At 48.5% G+C, this 17,663-nt stretch carries 17 protein-coding genes; 15 read left to right on the top strand and 2 right to left on the bottom strand.

Annotated elements, in window-relative coordinates; genetic code table 11:
- Positions 1 to 2: 2 nt before the first annotated feature.
- The 3 genes from HP568_RS03315 (at position 3) to HP568_RS03305 (ending at position 4,236) form a co-directional block, all read left to right on the top strand.
- Positions 3 to 1,142: a DHHW family protein gene (locus HP568_RS03315; RefSeq protein WP_173628321.1), complete on the top strand. Its 1,140-nt coding sequence runs from the start codon at positions 3 to 5 to the stop codon at positions 1,140 to 1,142.
- Positions 1,143 to 1,147: 5 nt separating this feature from the next.
- On the top strand, positions 1,148 to 1,621 hold the full coding sequence (locus HP568_RS03310) for a DUF4358 domain-containing protein (protein WP_048033134.1): 474 nt from the start codon (positions 1,148 to 1,150) through the stop codon (positions 1,619 to 1,621).
- Between the two features lie 659 nt (positions 1,622 to 2,280).
- Entirely contained in the window at positions 2,281 to 4,236 is a 1,956-nt protein-coding gene (locus tag HP568_RS03305) for a GTP-binding protein (RefSeq protein ID WP_173628320.1), read from the top strand.
- Between the two features lie 79 nt (positions 4,237 to 4,315).
- Here the strand turns inward: HP568_RS03305 and HP568_RS03300 are convergent, their stop codons facing one another.
- The gene (locus HP568_RS03300; RefSeq protein WP_048033132.1) at positions 4,316 to 4,948 is read right to left on the bottom strand and encodes a Crp/Fnr family transcriptional regulator; all 633 of its coding nucleotides are present in this window, start codon (positions 4,946 to 4,948) and stop codon (positions 4,316 to 4,318) included.
- A gap of 26 nt (positions 4,949 to 4,974) precedes the next feature.
- Entirely contained in the window at positions 4,975 to 5,622 is a 648-nt protein-coding gene (locus tag HP568_RS03295; protein WP_173628431.1) for a Crp/Fnr family transcriptional regulator, read from the bottom strand.
- A 264-nt stretch (positions 5,623 to 5,886) separates the two neighbouring features.
- Between HP568_RS03295 and HP568_RS03290 the strand changes: the two genes are divergently transcribed.
- From HP568_RS03290 to HP568_RS03235, 12 genes are all read left to right on the top strand, one after another.
- Complete coding sequence (locus HP568_RS03290) at positions 5,887 to 7,374, top strand: 4-hydroxyphenylacetate 3-hydroxylase family protein (protein ID WP_173628319.1); 1,488 nt, start codon at positions 5,887 to 5,889, stop codon at positions 7,372 to 7,374.
- A gap of 28 nt (positions 7,375 to 7,402) precedes the next feature.
- A complete protein-coding gene (locus tag HP568_RS03285; RefSeq protein WP_173628318.1) occupies positions 7,403 to 7,939 on the top strand; it encodes a 3-hydroxyanthranilate 3,4-dioxygenase in 537 nt (178 codons plus the stop codon).
- Positions 7,930 to 8,934, top strand: coding sequence for an amidohydrolase family protein (locus HP568_RS03280; RefSeq protein ID WP_173628430.1), 1,005 nt, complete (start codon positions 7,930 to 7,932; stop codon positions 8,932 to 8,934). Before HP568_RS03285 ends, HP568_RS03280 begins: the two co-directional genes overlap by 10 nt.
- Positions 8,931 to 9,392 (top strand): RidA family protein, encoded by a 462-nt coding sequence (locus tag HP568_RS03275; protein ID WP_048033129.1) that lies wholly within the window; start codon positions 8,931 to 8,933, stop codon positions 9,390 to 9,392. The genes HP568_RS03280 and HP568_RS03275 overlap by 4 nt, the downstream gene beginning before the upstream one ends.
- A 10-nt stretch (positions 9,393 to 9,402) precedes the next feature.
- Positions 9,403 to 10,869, top strand: a complete 1,467-nt coding sequence (locus HP568_RS03270) for an aldehyde dehydrogenase (RefSeq protein ID WP_173628317.1) — start codon at positions 9,403 to 9,405, stop codon at positions 10,867 to 10,869.
- A 32-nt stretch (positions 10,870 to 10,901) separates the two neighbouring features.
- Positions 10,902 to 11,687, top strand: coding sequence for a 2-keto-4-pentenoate hydratase (locus HP568_RS03265; RefSeq protein ID WP_173628316.1), 786 nt, complete (start codon positions 10,902 to 10,904; stop codon positions 11,685 to 11,687).
- Positions 11,688 to 11,709: 22 nt separating this feature from the next.
- Entirely contained in the window at positions 11,710 to 12,597 is an 888-nt protein-coding gene (locus tag HP568_RS03260) for an acetaldehyde dehydrogenase (acetylating) (RefSeq protein WP_173628315.1), read from the top strand.
- 25 nt (positions 12,598 to 12,622) lie between these two features.
- Entirely contained in the window at positions 12,623 to 13,660 is a 1,038-nt protein-coding gene (gene dmpG / locus HP568_RS03255; protein ID WP_173628314.1) for a 4-hydroxy-2-oxovalerate aldolase, read from the top strand.
- A 5-nt stretch (positions 13,661 to 13,665) separates the two neighbouring features.
- Positions 13,666 to 14,454 (top strand): 2-keto-4-pentenoate hydratase, encoded by a 789-nt coding sequence (locus HP568_RS03250; protein WP_173628313.1) that lies wholly within the window; start codon positions 13,666 to 13,668, stop codon positions 14,452 to 14,454.
- Positions 14,455 to 15,141: 687 nt separating this feature from the next.
- A complete protein-coding gene (locus HP568_RS03245; protein WP_173628312.1) occupies positions 15,142 to 16,173 on the top strand; it encodes a Cfr family 23S rRNA (adenine(2503)-C(8))-methyltransferase in 1,032 nt (343 codons plus the stop codon).
- Positions 16,174 to 16,250: 77 nt separating this feature from the next.
- On the top strand, positions 16,251 to 16,718 hold the full coding sequence (locus tag HP568_RS03240) for a DinB family protein (RefSeq protein ID WP_048033122.1): 468 nt from the start codon (positions 16,251 to 16,253) through the stop codon (positions 16,716 to 16,718).
- 172 nt (positions 16,719 to 16,890) lie between these two features.
- Entirely contained in the window at positions 16,891 to 17,445 is a 555-nt protein-coding gene (locus tag HP568_RS03235; RefSeq protein ID WP_048033121.1) for a GNAT family N-acetyltransferase, read from the top strand.
- Positions 17,446 to 17,663: the final 218 nt, after the last annotated feature.

Here is a 17,663-nt window from a genome sequence, read left to right as displayed (position 1 = left end):
TCTTGACTAGATGTGACAAATGGACGCGAGCCGTGACGGGCTTGTTATTCTTGCTGTTTATCCTCATGATGGCCGTTTCGAACATACTGACCCCTGATCAGGCATTCTCGGAATCAGAAAACAGGGTGCTCGAGAGGAGGCCGCCTTTTTCACTACGATCACTGCTGGCGGGGAAGTTCACTTCTGATTACGAGACCTATATCACCGATCAATTTGCTTTCCGGGACGTGTGGATCGGACTAAAAACGGATGTGGATCGAGTTATGGGCAAAAAGGACAGCAACGGTGTTTATCTGGGAAAGGATGGGTACCTGATTCAACATTTCTCATCGCCGCTGGACACCGAGGTGAATGACAGAGTTGAGGCCATCCATTCGATTCACCAGACAACGCCTGACCTTCGCAAGTATATCATGCTGGTGCCGACCCCCGGCGCGTTGCTTCGGGATAAACTGCCCGCCTACGCACCAATGGGGGACGAGTATGCTGCGCTCAATCGAGTTCGGCAATTGCTTCAACCTGCTATTCGCTTCGTTGATGTCTATCCCGCGCTGTATGCCGCACGCGAAGAAGCCATTTTTTATAAAACGGATCATCATTGGACGAGCAAAGGCGCTTATTATGCTTACCGGGCGTTGTGCAAGCAGATGGGGATTGTTCCAAAAGACGAAGCAGCGTTCAACATCCGGCAGGTAACGGATGCATTCTATGGATCGCTCTATTCGAAGAGCGGCTTCCGTCATCTGCAGCCTGATCGTATCGATCTTTATTTGCCGAAAGAGGAAAGGAAAAAGAAGGTGGAGTATGTGGACGAAGGTCGTACCGCAGATTCCATGTACCAGATGGACAATTTGGACAAAAAGGATAAGTATGCAGTATTCCTGAACGGCAACCATGCACGGGTCCGAATCACAACCGACCATTCGGAAGGGAAGAAGCTGCTGATCGTGAAAGATTCGTACGCCAATAGCCTGATTCCCTTTTTGGCCGAACACTTCGCAGAGATTGATGTCGTTGACCTTCGATATTATGAGGGGTCCGTAACAAAGCTCATACAAGATCGGCAGTTTCATGAGATGTTATTCCTTTACAACGTCAAAACGTTTTTTGAAGACACCTCTATTCTAAACATCATGGAGTGAATGCAATGAAGCGATTTTTGTCAGTGCTGCTTATGTTTGCTATCGGAATGGGAATGTTGGCCGGATGCTCCAGTGAAGGCGGAACTTCCGAAGAACTTTCGGCTGCAAAAGTGGGAGAAAGAATTCAACAAACGGTAAGTTTTCAGGATATGAAACAAAGGGATCTGGAGAAACTGCAAAAGTTGTATCAGATCGAGGCAGAAAAGGTGGAGAATTTCATCCTGTATACGGCTTCATCCAATGTGAAAGCGGATGAACTGGCTGTTATCAAAGTCAAAGATGCGAGCGACACCGATAATGTAAAAGAGAAAATACAACAACGGATCGAGGCACAAACAATCAAATTTAAAGACTATCGCCCAGAGGAGTATTTTCTCATCGAAAAGCATGTTTTGAAGACGAAAGGCCAGTTTGTTTTATTCGCGGTGTCAAAAGAGGTGGATCAAATAGAATCTGTGTTTGACGAAGCTCTGAAGTAAAAACACGAAGAGATTGTATTCAAAAAGGAAAAGCAACTCTTAACGATAAAAGGACCTATCTTGATTCTTACAAGGTGGGTCCTTCTTCTGCGGATTGGAAGCCCTTGATAATCCAGTAGCAGCTTTTTTTAGCAGTGATGTGACACAAATAAAAAGACACTCCTTGTATAATTAAGAGTGTCCATGAATTCCAATGATCGCTCTATTTAGAGGATGGTCACATTACTGGCGGGTGGCTAGGGCAACAATAACCGCAGCCATCTTCCCAGCAACACGGGAAACAACGTCTAGCACGTGATTGATATTGCCCAGATGATTCATATGGTTGATAGTGCACCAATTGACCTTTTACTTTCTTGAATTTCTTAGAAGCAGATTTCTTCTTTTTCATCAGATACTTCCTCCTTTATAACGATCTAAAATAACTTATTAACAAAATTTACCTTTTGACTGGACGAGAGCTTGCAAGTGTCAAAAATGGACGCAGTTCAGTGATTTTGTAATCGGGTATCGATGTACTAGCGCGAAGAATGTTGACATTCAATCCAACAGAGGTGAATGCACCCAGGGTTCAACCTGGCAAGCCTATTCTTCTTCTGCATTTTTATGTTTTAATGAGAAAAGAAATGGCAGTCGAGTAGCTCTGGAAGAGGGATAACATGAAGCGTCTAACGATCGGCTTGTTTGCCCATGTGGATGCGGGCAAAACTACTTTCGCCGAACAGTTGCTATACCATACGAACAGTATCCGGTCGCGGGGCCGGGTGGATCATCAAGATGCCTTTTTGGACAGCCACGATATCGAGAGGAAAAGAGGCATTACCGTGTTCGCCGATCAGGCGGTTATGAACGATAAGGGCGACGTTTATTATTTGATCGATACGCCTGGACACGTCGATTTTTCTTCCGAGATGGAGCGGGCGATCGGTGTAATGGATTACGCTATCGTGATTGTCAGTGCGGTAGAAGGTGTTCAGGGTCATACCGAGAGAGTCTGGCAGTTGTTGAGCAAACATCGGATACCGACATTTTTCTTCATCAATAAAACAGATCGGATAGGCGCGGATGTCAACAGGACGGAAGAGGAGATACGCAGTCAGTTGACAAGGGATGTCTGTTCCGTCAAGGACAACTTCGCCAATGGTATCGTCGGTGAGGAGCTGCGGGAGATGATGACGGAGCGGAACGAGTCACTGCTTGAAGCGTTCATAGAGGAAAGAGTCGATCAAGCTTTTTGGCTGGGTGCCTTGCAGGAGATGATACGAGATGGGAGTCTTTTCCCCTGTGCCAGCGGCTCGGCATTGCAGGATGATGGCGTGGTAGAGTTCCTGAATCAACTGTCCTTGTTGACGACTGCGACTTATGACGAGACGGCTCCGTTCGGGGGGCGCATTTATAAAATTCGACACGCAGCAAACGGGTTGAGGCTAACGTTCGTCAAAGCGCTGAGCGGCAAGCTGAAGGTACGGGAGCTGCTTAGCTATGAGAGCGGTGGACTTCGATACGAAGAGAAGATTACACAAATCTTAATGGTTAATGGTAGGAAATCACACTCCGTTGAACAAGTAGCTGCCGGCGATTTGTTCGCGGTCGTCGGCTTGTCCGAGGCCGAAGCTGGACAAGGAGTGGGGCTCTACTCAGACAAGTTTGCTTATGAGACTGAGCCGACACTACAGTCGAAAGTACAGTTTGACAGTTCGCTTCACGTGCAGAAAGTGCTCGGTGCGTTTCGCATTTTGAATGCGGAGGACCCGTCTCTGAATGTGGTTTGGGAAGAGAGTTTGCAAGAGATTCACATTCGCGTCATGGGTCTGATCCAGTTAGAAGTGCTGGAGCAGGTTGTGAAGGAACGCTTTGGTTTCGTTGTCTCTTTCGGCCAACCGGAAATCTTGTATAAAGAAACGATACAGTCTGCTGTGACAGGATATGGACACTTCGAGCCGCTCAGGCATTACGCGGAAGTGCACCTCCTGCTTGAACCGGGAGAGCGAGGCAGCGGAATCCACTTCACTAACCTATGTCATCCAGATGAACTGAGTTTTAACTACCAGAATCTGGTTCGTTCTCATCTCTACGAACGGGAGCATCATGGGCTATTGACAGGCATGCCGGTCACCGACATGAAAATTACGCTCTTAAGAGGCCGTGCGCATAACGAACATACGCATGGGGGCGACTTTCGTGAGGCCACCTTCCGCGCGCTGCGGCAGGGGCTGGAGAAAGCGGAGAACATGCTGTTAGAACCCTATTATGACTTCAAAATAAAGGTGGGAATGAACGAGATGGGGAGGGTTCTTTCGGATATTCAACGCGCCTCAGGTTCGTTCGAGCCACCGCAGATGTCTGATACGCATACGGTCATTACGGGAAGAGTACCCGTAGCAACATTCATGAATTACAGCACCGAATTCGCTTCTTTCACGCATGGTCGAGGCAGCATTCGCTGTGTATTTGGCGGATACGACCGCTGCCATAACGCGGAGGAAGTGATTGAAAGGAAAAGCTATGAAAAGGATGCAGATCCGGTTTATACATCCTCCTCGATCTTTTGCGCCAAGGGTGCTGGCTACTCGGTGACGTGGGACGAGGCAGAAGCCAAGATGCATCTACTCTGAGCAGAACCGAACAGTGCTGTATCAAGATTTAGCAAAGGTTATTTTCAATGTAGAGGGGCGAGCCGGATTAGGCTTCGCCCTATTTACAGTGGATGCGAGAATAGATCCCACGTAATCCCTCTATATCCACAACTCGAATGGCACTACGCTCAGATAAGTCAATCAAGCCTTGCTGTCGCCATTTCTGCAAAGTCTTGTTCACCGTAATGCGCGACGTATCAATATAGCGTGCAAAAGACTTCTGGTCGATAGGGATATGATCATTTCCGTACACAGCTATCAGTTTGAGCAAATAATTAGCCATCGCAGGCTCAATCGGACTGTCAGTGAACGCGATGATTTCAGCAAGGAGACGGAGCTTATAGATTTGTGAATTGGTGAAGATCACTGCTGACTGTGGATGGTCTTGGCATACGCGCGATAAGTCCTCGTCGGAGAAAAAGTAAATGACGGAAGGAGAAGTCGTTATGGCTGATGTCAGGTATGAGCCGTTATAGGCGCCGTGCTCCCCGAACAACCCACCCGTGGGGATGTAATCGATAGACCGCTCATGCCCGTTTTCAGATAAGAGAGTGATCTTTACGCTCCCTTTATCTAGATAATAAAATCCATTTCCCACATCGCCTTGATGGTAGATCGGTGTATGTTTTCCCATTTCGATCTTCTTGCCATACATGAGATACGGGGTCCACTGATAGCGGAGACAGGCCATTGTGACCACCTTTCACATTGATAGGCTTATACTGAGCGAGCAGTGTGTGCCGTAAGCTGTGGAGGCTTCAGCATATCCGGACGTTTGACGACAAAGGATCGGTTTTTAATTTCAATGATGCCATGTTCCTTCCATACCTTCAGGATCTTGTAGACAGTGATACGGGTGAGACCAGCACATTCAGCAAGCTCCTGTTGAGTAAGGGGGACCTCGTGGTTTTTAAAGTCTTCGCAGATGTTCAGCAGGAGACGAGCGATTTGCTCTTCTGAAGTCAGTGCCTTCATGTTGATGGCGGTTAGAAGAATCCGCATTTTTTGATTGATTGTTTGGGTGAAAAGAGACAAGAGTTCAGGGCGTGCCTTCAGCATTTCGAGGAATGACAGACAGGAGAAATGGTAGACGACTGCATTCTTTACAGCAATAGCCGTGGTGAAATGAGGTTGTTGATCCATCGCTTGAAGTCCCATGATTTGACCAGGGACTACGATGTTCACCAGGCGATCTTTCCCCTTGAAGGTAGAGGTCACAATCTTGACCAAACCCTTATGAAGATAATAAAAACCTTCTCCCATCATCCCTTGCTTATAGATAGCTGTTTTTCCTTTCACAAATTGACGGGTGCCGTATTCTAAAAGGGTTTCCCATTTCAAATCAGTTTCAAAAGGGGATACCATCATCACCGCTCCTTTCCTCATCCATGAACTTGCCTCTTCCAATCCTCCACCCAAGATTGAGTCTTAATTTTCTGAACTTATCACTCTTGATTATATGAAATGAAAAAGCTCCTTACCCATATTTCTATGTGAAAATGACGTGCATTCGAAAGAAAAACAGAATGGATGTTAAGTGGGCTACATTTTTCGGAAAAGACTGACATTATAATGCGGTTTAAGAACATAAACGGCTCAACCACCAAAAATCTACAGGGAGGAATTGTAGTGGGAATCCGTACAGGTGACCAATACATTCAGGGCTTGAGATCACGGCAACCGGAGATTTGGCTGCAAGGCAGAAAGGTGACAAACGTATGCGAGGAAGCTGTTTTTCGACAGCCGATTCATGAAATAGCCAAACTGTATGACATGCAGCATGACGAGAAGTATCAGGAGAAGATTACCCATATTTGTCAGGAGACCGGCGAGCGTGTGAGCAACGCCTTTCTCGTTGCAAAGACCCCTGAGGAATTGCAGGCGAAACGAGACTTGTACGAAGCTTATGCGGAAGCCACTTTTGGCTTGATGGGAAGAACGCCGGATTTTCTCAATGTCGTCTTGACGTCGCTATACAGCAATGCATCTTTCTTGGAAAGATACAATCCGCAATGGGCGGAAAACGCGAAAAATTATTACAAGTATGTTCGCGATCAAGACCTGTTTTTAACGCATGCGATTATCAATCCGCAAAATGACCGCAGTAAGTCCTCGCACGAACAAAACGATGTGTACACCCATTTGGGGGCAGTAAAGGAGACGCCGGAAGGGCTGATTGTCAAAGGAGCGAAAATGCTCGCAACACTGGCGCCGATCACGGATGAAGTCATCATTTATTCGTTTCCTGGGTTCAAGCCAGGAGATGAGCGTTACGCCTTGGCATTTGCCATTCCGATAAACACGCCGGGCTTACGCATCATTTGCAGAGAGCCCATGCAGGATGGAATTCGTTCCGTTTATGACCATCCTTTGGCATCGCGCTTTGAAGAAATGGATGCTCTTCTTGTCTTTCATGACGTACTCGTGCCATGGGAGCGTTTATTCCTGTTCAACAATGTAGAAGCAGCCAACCTGCTTTATCCAAAGACAGGCATCGGACAGCAGCCGGCACACCAGTCAGGGGTGAGAGGACTGTTGAAGCTCCAATTTGCCACGGAGGTTGCCATGCGGCTGGCAGACTCCATCGGGGTAGACGTCTATCCGAATGTCCAAAACATTCTCGGGGAGCTAGCGCAATCGCTGGAATCGATCAGAGCGCTCTTGAGGACCGCTGAGCTGGAATACGAGACCTTGCCGTCGGGCGAGCTCATGCCGGGTTACGTCCAGCTCGAAACCATTCGCGGACTACTTCCGAAGCTGTACCCGCGGGCGATCGAAGTCATTCAAATTATTGGAGCAGGCGGATTGCTCATGTCCCCGACTGACAGTGATATGGAGCATTCCGAGTTGGCGGGGGATATGGAAAAGTTTTATGCCGGACGGGAGGGTATCTCCGGTACAGAGCGGGTACGTCTGTTTAAGCTCGCTTGGGACCTGTGTGGGGAAGCCTTCGGACAGCGTTTACTGCAATACGAACGGTACTATACTGGTGATCCGGTACGTAAATTAGCGATTTTTTACAACAATTATAAAAAGTCTCATGCATGCACGATGGTGGATGACGCGCTCAGCGTTTTTGCTGCCAAATCGTCATCGCAGACGGAGCAGATTCTTTAAGCAAGTAAAAACAGGGAGGGAATCGAGCATGCGTACATTGGCACCTATCCATTTGTGGAAGTTTATCGAGGATCACATCGATCAGCTCAAGCCACCGGTGAATAACAAGGTGATTTGGAAAGATGCAGAACTAATGGTCATGGTAGTGGGAGGACCGAATAAGCGACGGGATTTTCATATTGATCCATCCGAGGAAGTCTTTTACCAGCTCAAGGGTGATTGCTTCGTAGAAATCATGAATCAGGATGGGAAGCGTGAGTTCATAACAGTCAGAGAAGGTGAAATGTTCCTGCTTCCAGCGAATGTCCCGCATTCCCCACACCGGATCGCGGATACGATCGGCCTCGTGATTGAGCGCAACAGAAATGAGGGAGAACTGGAGGACTTTGCTTGGTTCTGCGAAAACTGCGACCACGAAATGCATCGCGTACGGATTCAACTGACCAACATAGAGGTGCAGGTAAAAGAGGCGATCGAAGGATTCAACAGCAATCTGGAGCTGCGGACATGCCAAAAATGCGGTCACATCATGCCTCCGGAAGCGAGTGAGTGGAAATGCGAGTAGACTTCCATACCCACATTATTCCAGAGGATCTTCCCAATCTGGCTGAACGATTTCAAGGCGAGCGCTGGCCAGTTCTGCACCGCACTTGCACATGCGGGGCAACTATCATGGTCGGTGGCAAAGTTTTTCGCGAAGTGACCGATCAGGTGTGGGAACCCCAAAAACGGATTCATGACATGCAGCAAGAAGGGGTGGATATGCAGGTGTTGTCGCCCATTCCGGTCACGTTTTCCTACTGGGCCCCGGCAGCCGAAGCGGAAGTGATGGCCCGGATTCAAAACGATTTTATCGCAGAGACGGTCAACCAGCATCCGAATCATTTCATCGGATTGGGTACAGTTCCATTGCAAGACACCGAGACAGCCATTCGGGAAATGGATCGCTGCATGCACGACCTCGGCCTGAGAGGAATCGAAATCGGTACCAATGTAAATGGCAACAATCTGGACGACCCGGAACTGATTCCTTTTTTTGATAGGTGTCAGGCATGGGATGTGCCACTCTTCGTCCATCCATGGGAGACGCTGGGCAGAGAACGGATGCGGCGGCACAACCTGATGTACACCGTCGGAATGCCAAGCGAGACAGCGCTTGCCGCAGCAAGTCTTATCTTGGGCGGCGTGATCGAGAAGTTTCCGCGCCTGAAAATCTGCTTTGCCCATGGCGGCGGCTCTTTTCCTTATATTTTACCCAGGCTAGACCAAGGCTGGAGGGTATGGCCGCATCTGCGTCTGACCGATCAACCGCCTAGTGTGTACGCGAAACAATTCTATTTTGATTCTTTGACGTACGACCCACTGAACATCCGATACATGATGAAGCGCTTTGGCGAAGATAAAATCATGATGGGATCAGATTATCCCTTCCTGCTTCGTGAAACACCTCCCGGAGAAGTCATCGATCATACCTTGGAGCTGACTGACGGACAGAAGCGGGCGTTGCTGGGTGAAAACGCGCTTCGCTTCCTGAACATAAAGGAGATGAACAGACCGTGAAGCATCAGACTGAAACGCCGGAACAACGTCTACAGGCTATGGGTCTATCCCTGCCCGAACCGAGACAGGCGGCTGGTAATTATGTCGGTTGTGTCCAAACGGGCAATCTTCTCTTTCTGGCAGGCCAAGGGACAAACGAATATCGAGGGAAGCTGGGACAGGATGTCACGATAGAGGAAGGCTACCTAGCTGCCAGGCAGTGTATGCTCAATCTTCTGTCTGTTGCCAAACAAGAGCTAGGGGAACTGGGTAGAGTCAAACGAGTGGTCAAAATACTTGGATTCGTTAACAGCGATCCAGCCTTTATAGATCAGCCTAAAGTCATGAATGGGGCATCCGATTTGTTGGTGGAGCTATTCGGCGAGAAAGGCAGGCATGGGCGGTCTGCTGTAGGAATGGCCCAGCTCCCGCTAAATAACGCCGTAGAAGTAGAGATGATCTTGGAAATCGAGAGTTAGGAGGATTCCCATGAGTCAGACTGCCAAGGAAAATCAGGAACGAAAAGCCGCCAAGCTTTTCATAGACGGAGATTACGTGGACGCTGTTTCCGGTGAAACCTTCGATACGATCAACCCAGCGACAAATCTCAAGCTGGCTTCTGTTGCCAATGCAAGTGGGTCGGATGTAAAAAGAGCGATCGACGTAGCGCAGCGTACGTTTGAGTCAGGCGTTTGGAGTGAGATGTCTGTAGATGAGCGCGCCAAGATTCTCTGCAAAATGGCTGACCTGGTGATGGAGCGTGTGGACGAACTCGCTTTGGTGGAAACGCTCGATGTCGGCAAGCCGATCAAAGAAAGCCGGGGCTTCGATATTCCGAGGGCGGCGGCAAATTTGCGCTTTTTTGCCGAAATGGCCAAATACTTGGTCCATGAGCATTATGAAATGCGCCATTTTATGTCCTACGCCAAATATGCTCCGGCAGGTGTGACCAGTCTGATCATTCCATGGAATTTGCCCTTCATGCAGATGACCTGGAAAGCATCAGCGGCTTTAGCGGCGGGAAATACCGTCGTTGTAAAGCCAGCCTCGTACACCCCTCTCTCGGCGGTGATGCTCGGAGAGATTGCCAATGAAGCAGGTCTGCCTCCTGGCGTGCTCAACATCATCACGGGTCCAGGTGGGACTGTCGGGACGGCGATGACGACGCATCCCCATGTACGCCGGATATCTTTTGTGGGAGAATCTAACACCGGCAAGACCGTCATGCAGAATGCCGCTTCGCATCTGATTCCGGTATCGCTTGAATTGGGAGGCAAATCAGCCAATATCGTATTTGAAGATGCCGATCTTGATGAAGCGGTAAAAGGGTCGGTCGAGGCGATATTCCGCAATCAGGGCGAGATTTGTCTGGCAGGATCGCGTTTATTGGTGCAAGAAAGCGTATATGATCCGTTTCTGGATAAATTTGTGGCGGCTGTCCAAAGGATCAAGGTGGGAAATCCGCTGGAACCAGAGACCGATATGGGCGCGGTGGTGTCCCGCAGTCACTTGGAGACGGTGGTGGACTACATCCAGATCGGACTGGAAGAAGGAGCCAAGCTCGGTTACGGCGGAAAACGGATCAGCGGGCTGGGTGACGGCAATTTCCTGGAGCCAACTGTTCTCTATGATGTAGACAACAAAATGAGGGTAGCCCAGGAGGAGATTTTCGGTCCAGTCGTCGTAATCATCCCTTTTCGTTCAGAAGAGGACGCTATTCGGATCGCCAATGATTCGGCTTACGGCTTGGCAGGAGTGGTTTGGACCAACGACCTTCGGCGCGCGCATCGCGTGGCTGATCGAGTGAAATCAGGTCTATTATGGATCAATTGCTGGTATGTGCGTGACTTGCGAACTCCGTTTGGCGGTGCCAAGGATAGCGGGATTGGCCGCGAAGGAGGGCGTCACAGCTTCGAATTCTACTCCGAGATCAAGACAGTCACCATGAAATTATAGCGTAAAGGACTGCAAATCAGGGAGGGAGCCTTGTGGACATGGAAAAGATCACGCGATTTGCCGATCATTTAGCGGCGGCGAGTCGTGAAGGGGTGGGAGTAGCGCCACTCACTTTACTGGAACCGCAAATCAGCGAAATAGAGGCATACCACGTTCAATTGAAGACGATTGAGCGAAAAGTGAAAGAAGGCGCGAGGATTACAGGGAAAAAAATCGGCCTGACCTCTCGTGCCATGCAGACACTGCTTGGCGTGGAACAGCCAGACTATGGACATCTTTTGGACGACATGGTGGTTGAAAACAACGGAGAACTGCCTTTCGAGCATGTCCTTCAGCCAAAAGTTGAAGCAGAAATTGCCTTTCTGCTGAAGAGCGATCTGGAAGGGCCACAAGTAACCATCTTTGACGTCTTGATGGCAACGGAATATGTAGTGCCTGCTTTGGAAATCGTGGACAGCCGTATAGCCAACTGGCAAATCAAACTAGAAGACACAATTGCGGACAATGCATCCTCGGGCTTCTATGTGCTGGGTGGACATCCTGTGAAACCGCAAGATCTGGATCTTCCTCTGGTAGGAATGGCGTTTTATAAAAATCAGGAGCTGGTCAATACCGGTGTTGGTGCAGCCGCATTGGGCAACCCCGCATTTTGTGTGGCGTGGTTAGCAAACAAGCTGTACGAGTTAGGAATGACACTCAAAGCAGGAGAAATCATCTTGTCCGGTGCGTTATCGGCAGCAGTTGAAGCTAAGCCTGGCGATGTATTTCACACACGGATTGCTGGACTTGGTTCAGTAGGAGTCAGGTTTGGCAAGTAAAAAATAGGAAAGGAGTGCATGTATGAAGAAAGTAAAAGTAGCAATACTGGGCTCGGGTAACATCGGGACAGACCTGATGACCAAGCTTGGAAGGTCGCCAGTTCTTGAACTGACGTCCATGATTGGAATCGATCCTGAATCGGATGGCCTGCGTAGAGCAAAGGCAGCTGGATACTACGTATTTGACGGCGGATTAGAACACTTTTTGGAAAGCGCTACGGAACTTGCGGATATCGTCTTTGACGCTACTTCAGCTCGTGCACATATTCGGCATGCCAAGGCGCTCAGGGAGGCAGGAAAGCTCGCCATCGATCTGACGCCTGCTGCTGTGGGTCCCTATGTTGTACCATCTGTGAATCTCGGTGCGCATTTGAATGAAAAGAACATCAATCTGATCACATGCGGCGGCCAGGCTACGATTCCGATTGTTCATGCGATAGGGAGTGTGAGTCCGGTCAGCTACGCAGAGATCGTGGCCACTATTTCCAGTAAAAGTGCGGGTCCCGGTACACGTTCCAACATCGACGAATTTACGGAGACGACCGCACATGGAATCGAAGCGATTGGCGGAGCGAAGAAAGGCAAGGCGATCATCATCCTGAATCCGGCGGAGCCACCGATCCTGATGAGAGATACGGTCTATGCAGTAGTGGAGGAGGGTGCAGACCGACAGGTGATCGTGAAGGCTATCCACCAGACTATTGCCTATATTCAAGCATACGTTCCTGGTTACCGACTGCGCTCAGAACCAATCTTTGATGAAAACAAAATCACCATTTTTTTGGAGGTAGAAGGCGCGGGCGACTACCTCCCTACTTATTCTGGCAATCTGGATATCATGACGGCGACAGCGGTGAAGGTAGCAGAGGAATATGCCAAGTATACTGTCGGCATTGCCACGGGTATATAGCCACGAATGAAAGGAGGAACCGCATATGAGTCGTGATATTGTGATCACCGAGGTAGCGCTTCGAGATGGGAGCCATGCGATCAATCACCAGTTTACTGTAGAGCAAGTAGTCGAAGTGGCACGCGCATTGGATGAAGCAAACGTGCCGTATATTGAGGTCTCCCATGGAGATGGATTGGCCGGATCGTCCCTGCAGTATGGGCTATCCAGGACTCCCGAACTGGAGCTGATCGAGGCTGCCGTTTCCGTTTGTAAACAAGCGAAAGTGGGCGTGCTCTTGCTGCCGGGAATCGGCACGATCAAAGATTTGAAGACGGCTGCAGGGCTTGGGGTAGGGATGGCACGAATCGCCACACATGCGACCGAAGCGGATGTTTCCGCTCAGCATATGTATCAGGCTAAAGAGCTTGGCTTGAAAACAGTTGGCTTTTTGATGATGTCGCATATGGCTCCTCCGGGAAAACTGGCAGAGCAAGCTGGACTCATGCAAAGCTATGGAGCCGATGTTGTGTATATCGTCGATTCTGCTGGTGCTCTGCTACCTGATCAAGCAGGGGAACGAGTCCGGGCATTGAAGCAATGTCTGCATATTCCCGTTGGCTTCCATGCACACAATAATTTGTCTTTAGCTATGGCCAATACGCTCGTCGCCATTCAAGAGGGTGCCACCTGGATTGACGGCAGCGTGCGGTGCTTGGGTGCAGGTGCGGGCAATACACAAACCGAGGTTCTCCTTGCTGTACTGGATCGAATGGGCATTCAGACGGGCGTCGATCTGTACAAAATGATGGACCTGGCAGAGGAAATCGTGTCGCCGATTCTTCAAGTCCCACAGGAAATTACCAGAGACGCTCTGGTTCTCGGATACGCGGGGGTCTATTCCAGCTTCCGGCTTCATGCCGAGCGTGCAGCAAGGAAATTCGGCATCGACTCCCGGGATATTTTGATCGAGTTGGGAAGGCGAAAGGCCGTGGGGGGACAAGAAGACATGATCGTGGATGTCGCAGCAGAAATCGCCCAACTGACCAGATCTACCAATCTACCAATATCAGATAGGGGGTGATCAGCGTGCAATCGGAACTATGGTACAAAAGGCTGGCTCAGAAGCTGGTGGATGCGGAATTGAATAGGGAGGAGATCGTAAAACTGACGGCTGAATACCCCGAGCTTACAGTGGAGGATGGATATCGTATTCAAAATGAGCTGGTCTCCCTCAAGCTTGAGCAGGGACATCGCATCTTTGCCTCTAAAATGGGTTTGACCAGTCAGGCAAAGATGAAACAGATGAATGTGCACGAACCGATTCGGGGCTACATTTTTGACTATATGAATATCGAGGATGGTATTTTGCCGATCAATGAATTGATTCATCCCAAGGTGGAAGCGGAAATCGCCTTTGTATTGAGTGAGGATTTGGAAGGACCCGGCATCACTGAGGCTCATGTCCTGGCATCCACTGACTATGTGGTTCCTGCACTGGAGATTATCGATAGCAGGTATGCGCAGTTCCAGTTTGCCTTGCCGGATGTTATTGCCGACAATACTTCGTCTTCCCGTGTGTTTATCGGATCGACGTGGAGAAAGCCTGATGAACTTGAACTCGATTTGGTAGGTGTGACTCTTTCGATCAATGGCGAGCTCAAAGACATGGGGGCTGGTGCAGCAGTTCTCGGTCATCCAGCCCACTCCGTCGCAATGCTGGCGAACATGCTTGCTCGCGAAGGACGCAAGCTGTACAAGGGAGATTTGATTTTGTCCGGGGGCATGACCAGTTCCCATCATCTACGCGAGGGGGATGTCGTATGCGCTAAATGGGGAAGCCTCGGAAGCATTGAGTTTGTGGTGAAAACGGGATAGGCAGTACGGCGAAAAGCCAAGAAGATTGCAGGGAGTTATCCCGTATTCGCTCGGCTTCTTTTTTCGTCTGGATGGCTATATGATTTGGATACAACCGAGTGCTTCACAAAGAGAAGGTATCAAGACCGCAATTGATACCGGAACTTATGCGATGTGTACACGATAGCTTTCAGCAGGTAGTTTCTAAGCTACTAGATGACCTGTTGTCATGTAGAAACAGGTATGTTAAAATCGTGCTGACACGTAACGATTGGAGTTGAAGAGGATAATGTAAGCATTCTTGCCACTTTTTTAATGAATAAAGCAGAATTTGTTTTATTCTTTATTGGCAAGATCGTTACCTTATTCTTTTCACTCAGAAAATATATCCTTTTTATACCCTTCATGGGTTGGATGTGCCGTATTTTTTGAGCTACAGGAAAGGTAACTTTCTTGTAGCTCTTTTTTATTCTGACAAAAGAATTTGGAGGATGAAAGCGATGGAGATTGAGGTTGTAGATGATTATGTGAACTGGTTCCAATTGTGTGAAGCGGTTCACAAAAAAACAAGTCGGTTGCCGGAGATTTACCAATTTATCGACAGATGCACGTAGTAATCTGTCTGCAAACGTATGAGTTGAGTAATCACGTGTCATAGCGCCAATTGACGGTTGCTTTTTACGGTTTCTCCGGCAGTAAGGAGAAGACATGAAACTAACCTCGAAATATGAAACGATTCGGCGAATTTTGTCCGAATTCAAGCAGCCCGAGTATCGCTATGCTCAGATTATGGACGCAATTTTCAAGCAAAACATCGGCGAATACGGACGGATGACCATGCTACCAAAATTTTTGCGCGACGAGTTGAACCGGATACTTGGCCCGAACGTTTGCAGTATCGTTCCGGTAAAGGAAATCACGTCGAAACAGGTCAGCAAGGTGCTGTTTGCTATTCCGGGCGACGAACGCGTGGAGGCTGTACGACTTACTTATGAGCGGGGGTGGAAATCGTATTGTATTTCCACACAGTGCGGCTGCGGATTCGGGTGCAAATTTTGTGCTACCGGTACCATTGGTCTGAAACGAAATCTGACCGCCGACGAAATCACCGACCAATTGCTGTACTTTCGCTTGAATGGCCACACTTTGGACAGCATCTCATTCATGGGCATGGGGGAGGCGCTTGCCAACCCGCATATTTTTGATGCAATGACGATATTGACTGATCCGTATCTCTTTGGTTTAGGACATCGACGAATTACGATTTCCACTATCGGCCTGTTGCCGGGAATCGACAAGCTGACTCGGGAGTTTCCCCAGGTCAATTTAACCTTCTCGCTGCATTCGCCGTTCGACGATCAGCGAAGCGAGCTGATGCCGATCAACGACCGATTCCCAGTCGGCGACGTACTGATGGCATTGGATCGTCACATCCGGCAAACAGGAAGAAAGGTATATATTGCGTATATTCTACTTCGTGGAGTAAACGACTCGACGGCGCATGCCGAAGCAGTTGCCGAGTTGCTAAGGGGAAGGGGATCTTGGGAACATCTCTACCATGTTAACCTGATTCCATTCAATTCGACCGAAGTTACGCCAGACAGTTATCGACAATCTGATCCTACTCGGATTAGAGCGTTTGCTCGGATTTTGAAGTCCAAGGGTATAAGCATCACGGTCCGAACTCAATTCGGATCGGACATTAACGCGGCATGCGGCCAGCTATACCGTTCTGAATAAAGGGACTTGTTTTATTTCAAAGAATACTATGATCAATGGCTACCAGCCACACGAATTATGATTAAGGAGAGGATCGGATGGAAAAGTTGATCGAGGAGTACAGCCGAGACTATGAGCTGTTGCGAGAAGCCATTGAAGGATTGTCTGAGGAAGAGCTGCGTTTCCAACCTGCACCGACCAAATGGAGCATCCACCAGATTCTTATTCATGTAACAGATTCCGAGATCTTGGCGACACATCGTCTGAGAAAAGTCTTGGCGGAGGAAGAACCGCTTCTGCTATCTTTTGATCAGGAAGCCTGGTCGGATAACCTGGGATACGAACGCTTGGACCGCGAGCGGCATATGCTCCTGTTCCAAATGCTGCGGGTCAGCATGCTGCCGCTTCTGGAAAATCTGTCTCCCGAGCAGCTTGAGCGGATCGGGCAATATCCCGACGGAGTAAGGTACACGTTCAAAGAACTACTGGGATTACGCGTCCAGCATGTCCGTGCCCACCTCGCCCAGATTGAGCGGGTAAAGCAGGCATTATCGAAGGATAGTTAACGATTAAAAAGCTGTCGCACCTGTTAAATAATGATTGTACAATATCTAGAGAATCTTACATGCTAATAATACTTGGAGGTTATGAAAATGACGGAGCAATATGTATTCCGTTAAGTCCGCGGTCCCCCTTTCTATCTCTATTCTCATCTTATAATAATATAGGAGGATGAATATGGATATTTTCATTAGAGAACTGAGGGCTGGGGACGATGATTGTGGTACAAGCATAGATGGGAGCTTTATCGTAGACTCTACCCTTGTCTTGCAACTAATGGGACAGCGAATCGGCTATACGGTGAAGGAGATACCTCTTAGGAATAAAAGCTACGATGATGAACCGCTTGAAGAAGATACTGTTGAAGATTATTCGAACTATATCGGCAATCCCCATCAAATCATTTATTTAGCGCTCGTAAATAATCAAGTTGTGGGTCAGATTGTTTTGAAAAGAAATTGGAACAAATATGCCTGTGTGGAAGATATCAAAGTTGATAAGCGATATAGAGGATACGGTGTCGGTAAAAAACTAATCGAACAGGCTAAACGCTGGACGAAGGAGGCCGGTATGACGGGAGTCATGCTGGAGACACAAAGTAATAATGTCCGCGCATGTAAATTCTACGAAAGTTGTGGCTTTGTCATCGGAGGTTTCGATTCCTACGTCTACAAAGGTCTAGTTAAAGATAGTGAAGAGATAGCGATTTATTGGTATCTCATGCTTGATTAATAAAGTGTTTAACGGCAGAGTTACTTTGAGGTAACACAACACCGGTTTTACTTGCTGGCAAAGCATTGTCTTAGATTCTGTTCAAAATTTAATCAAATGGATTTCTGGGAGCTTGTCGTGCCGCGACAGCTCCTTTTGCATTTTTCGCCGATTGCCCCCGTTCAGCTAACATACATGACACTAAACAACTAGAAGTATTAACTTATCTGCAAATTAGT

Source organism: Brevibacillus sp. MS2.2 (genome assembly GCF_013284345.1).
In the GTDB taxonomy this organism is placed as follows: Bacteria; Bacillota; Bacilli; order Brevibacillales; family Brevibacillaceae; genus Brevibacillus; species Brevibacillus brevis_C.
Note: the sequence above shows the minus strand (reverse complement) of the source record. Positions and strands in the feature narration are given on the sequence as shown.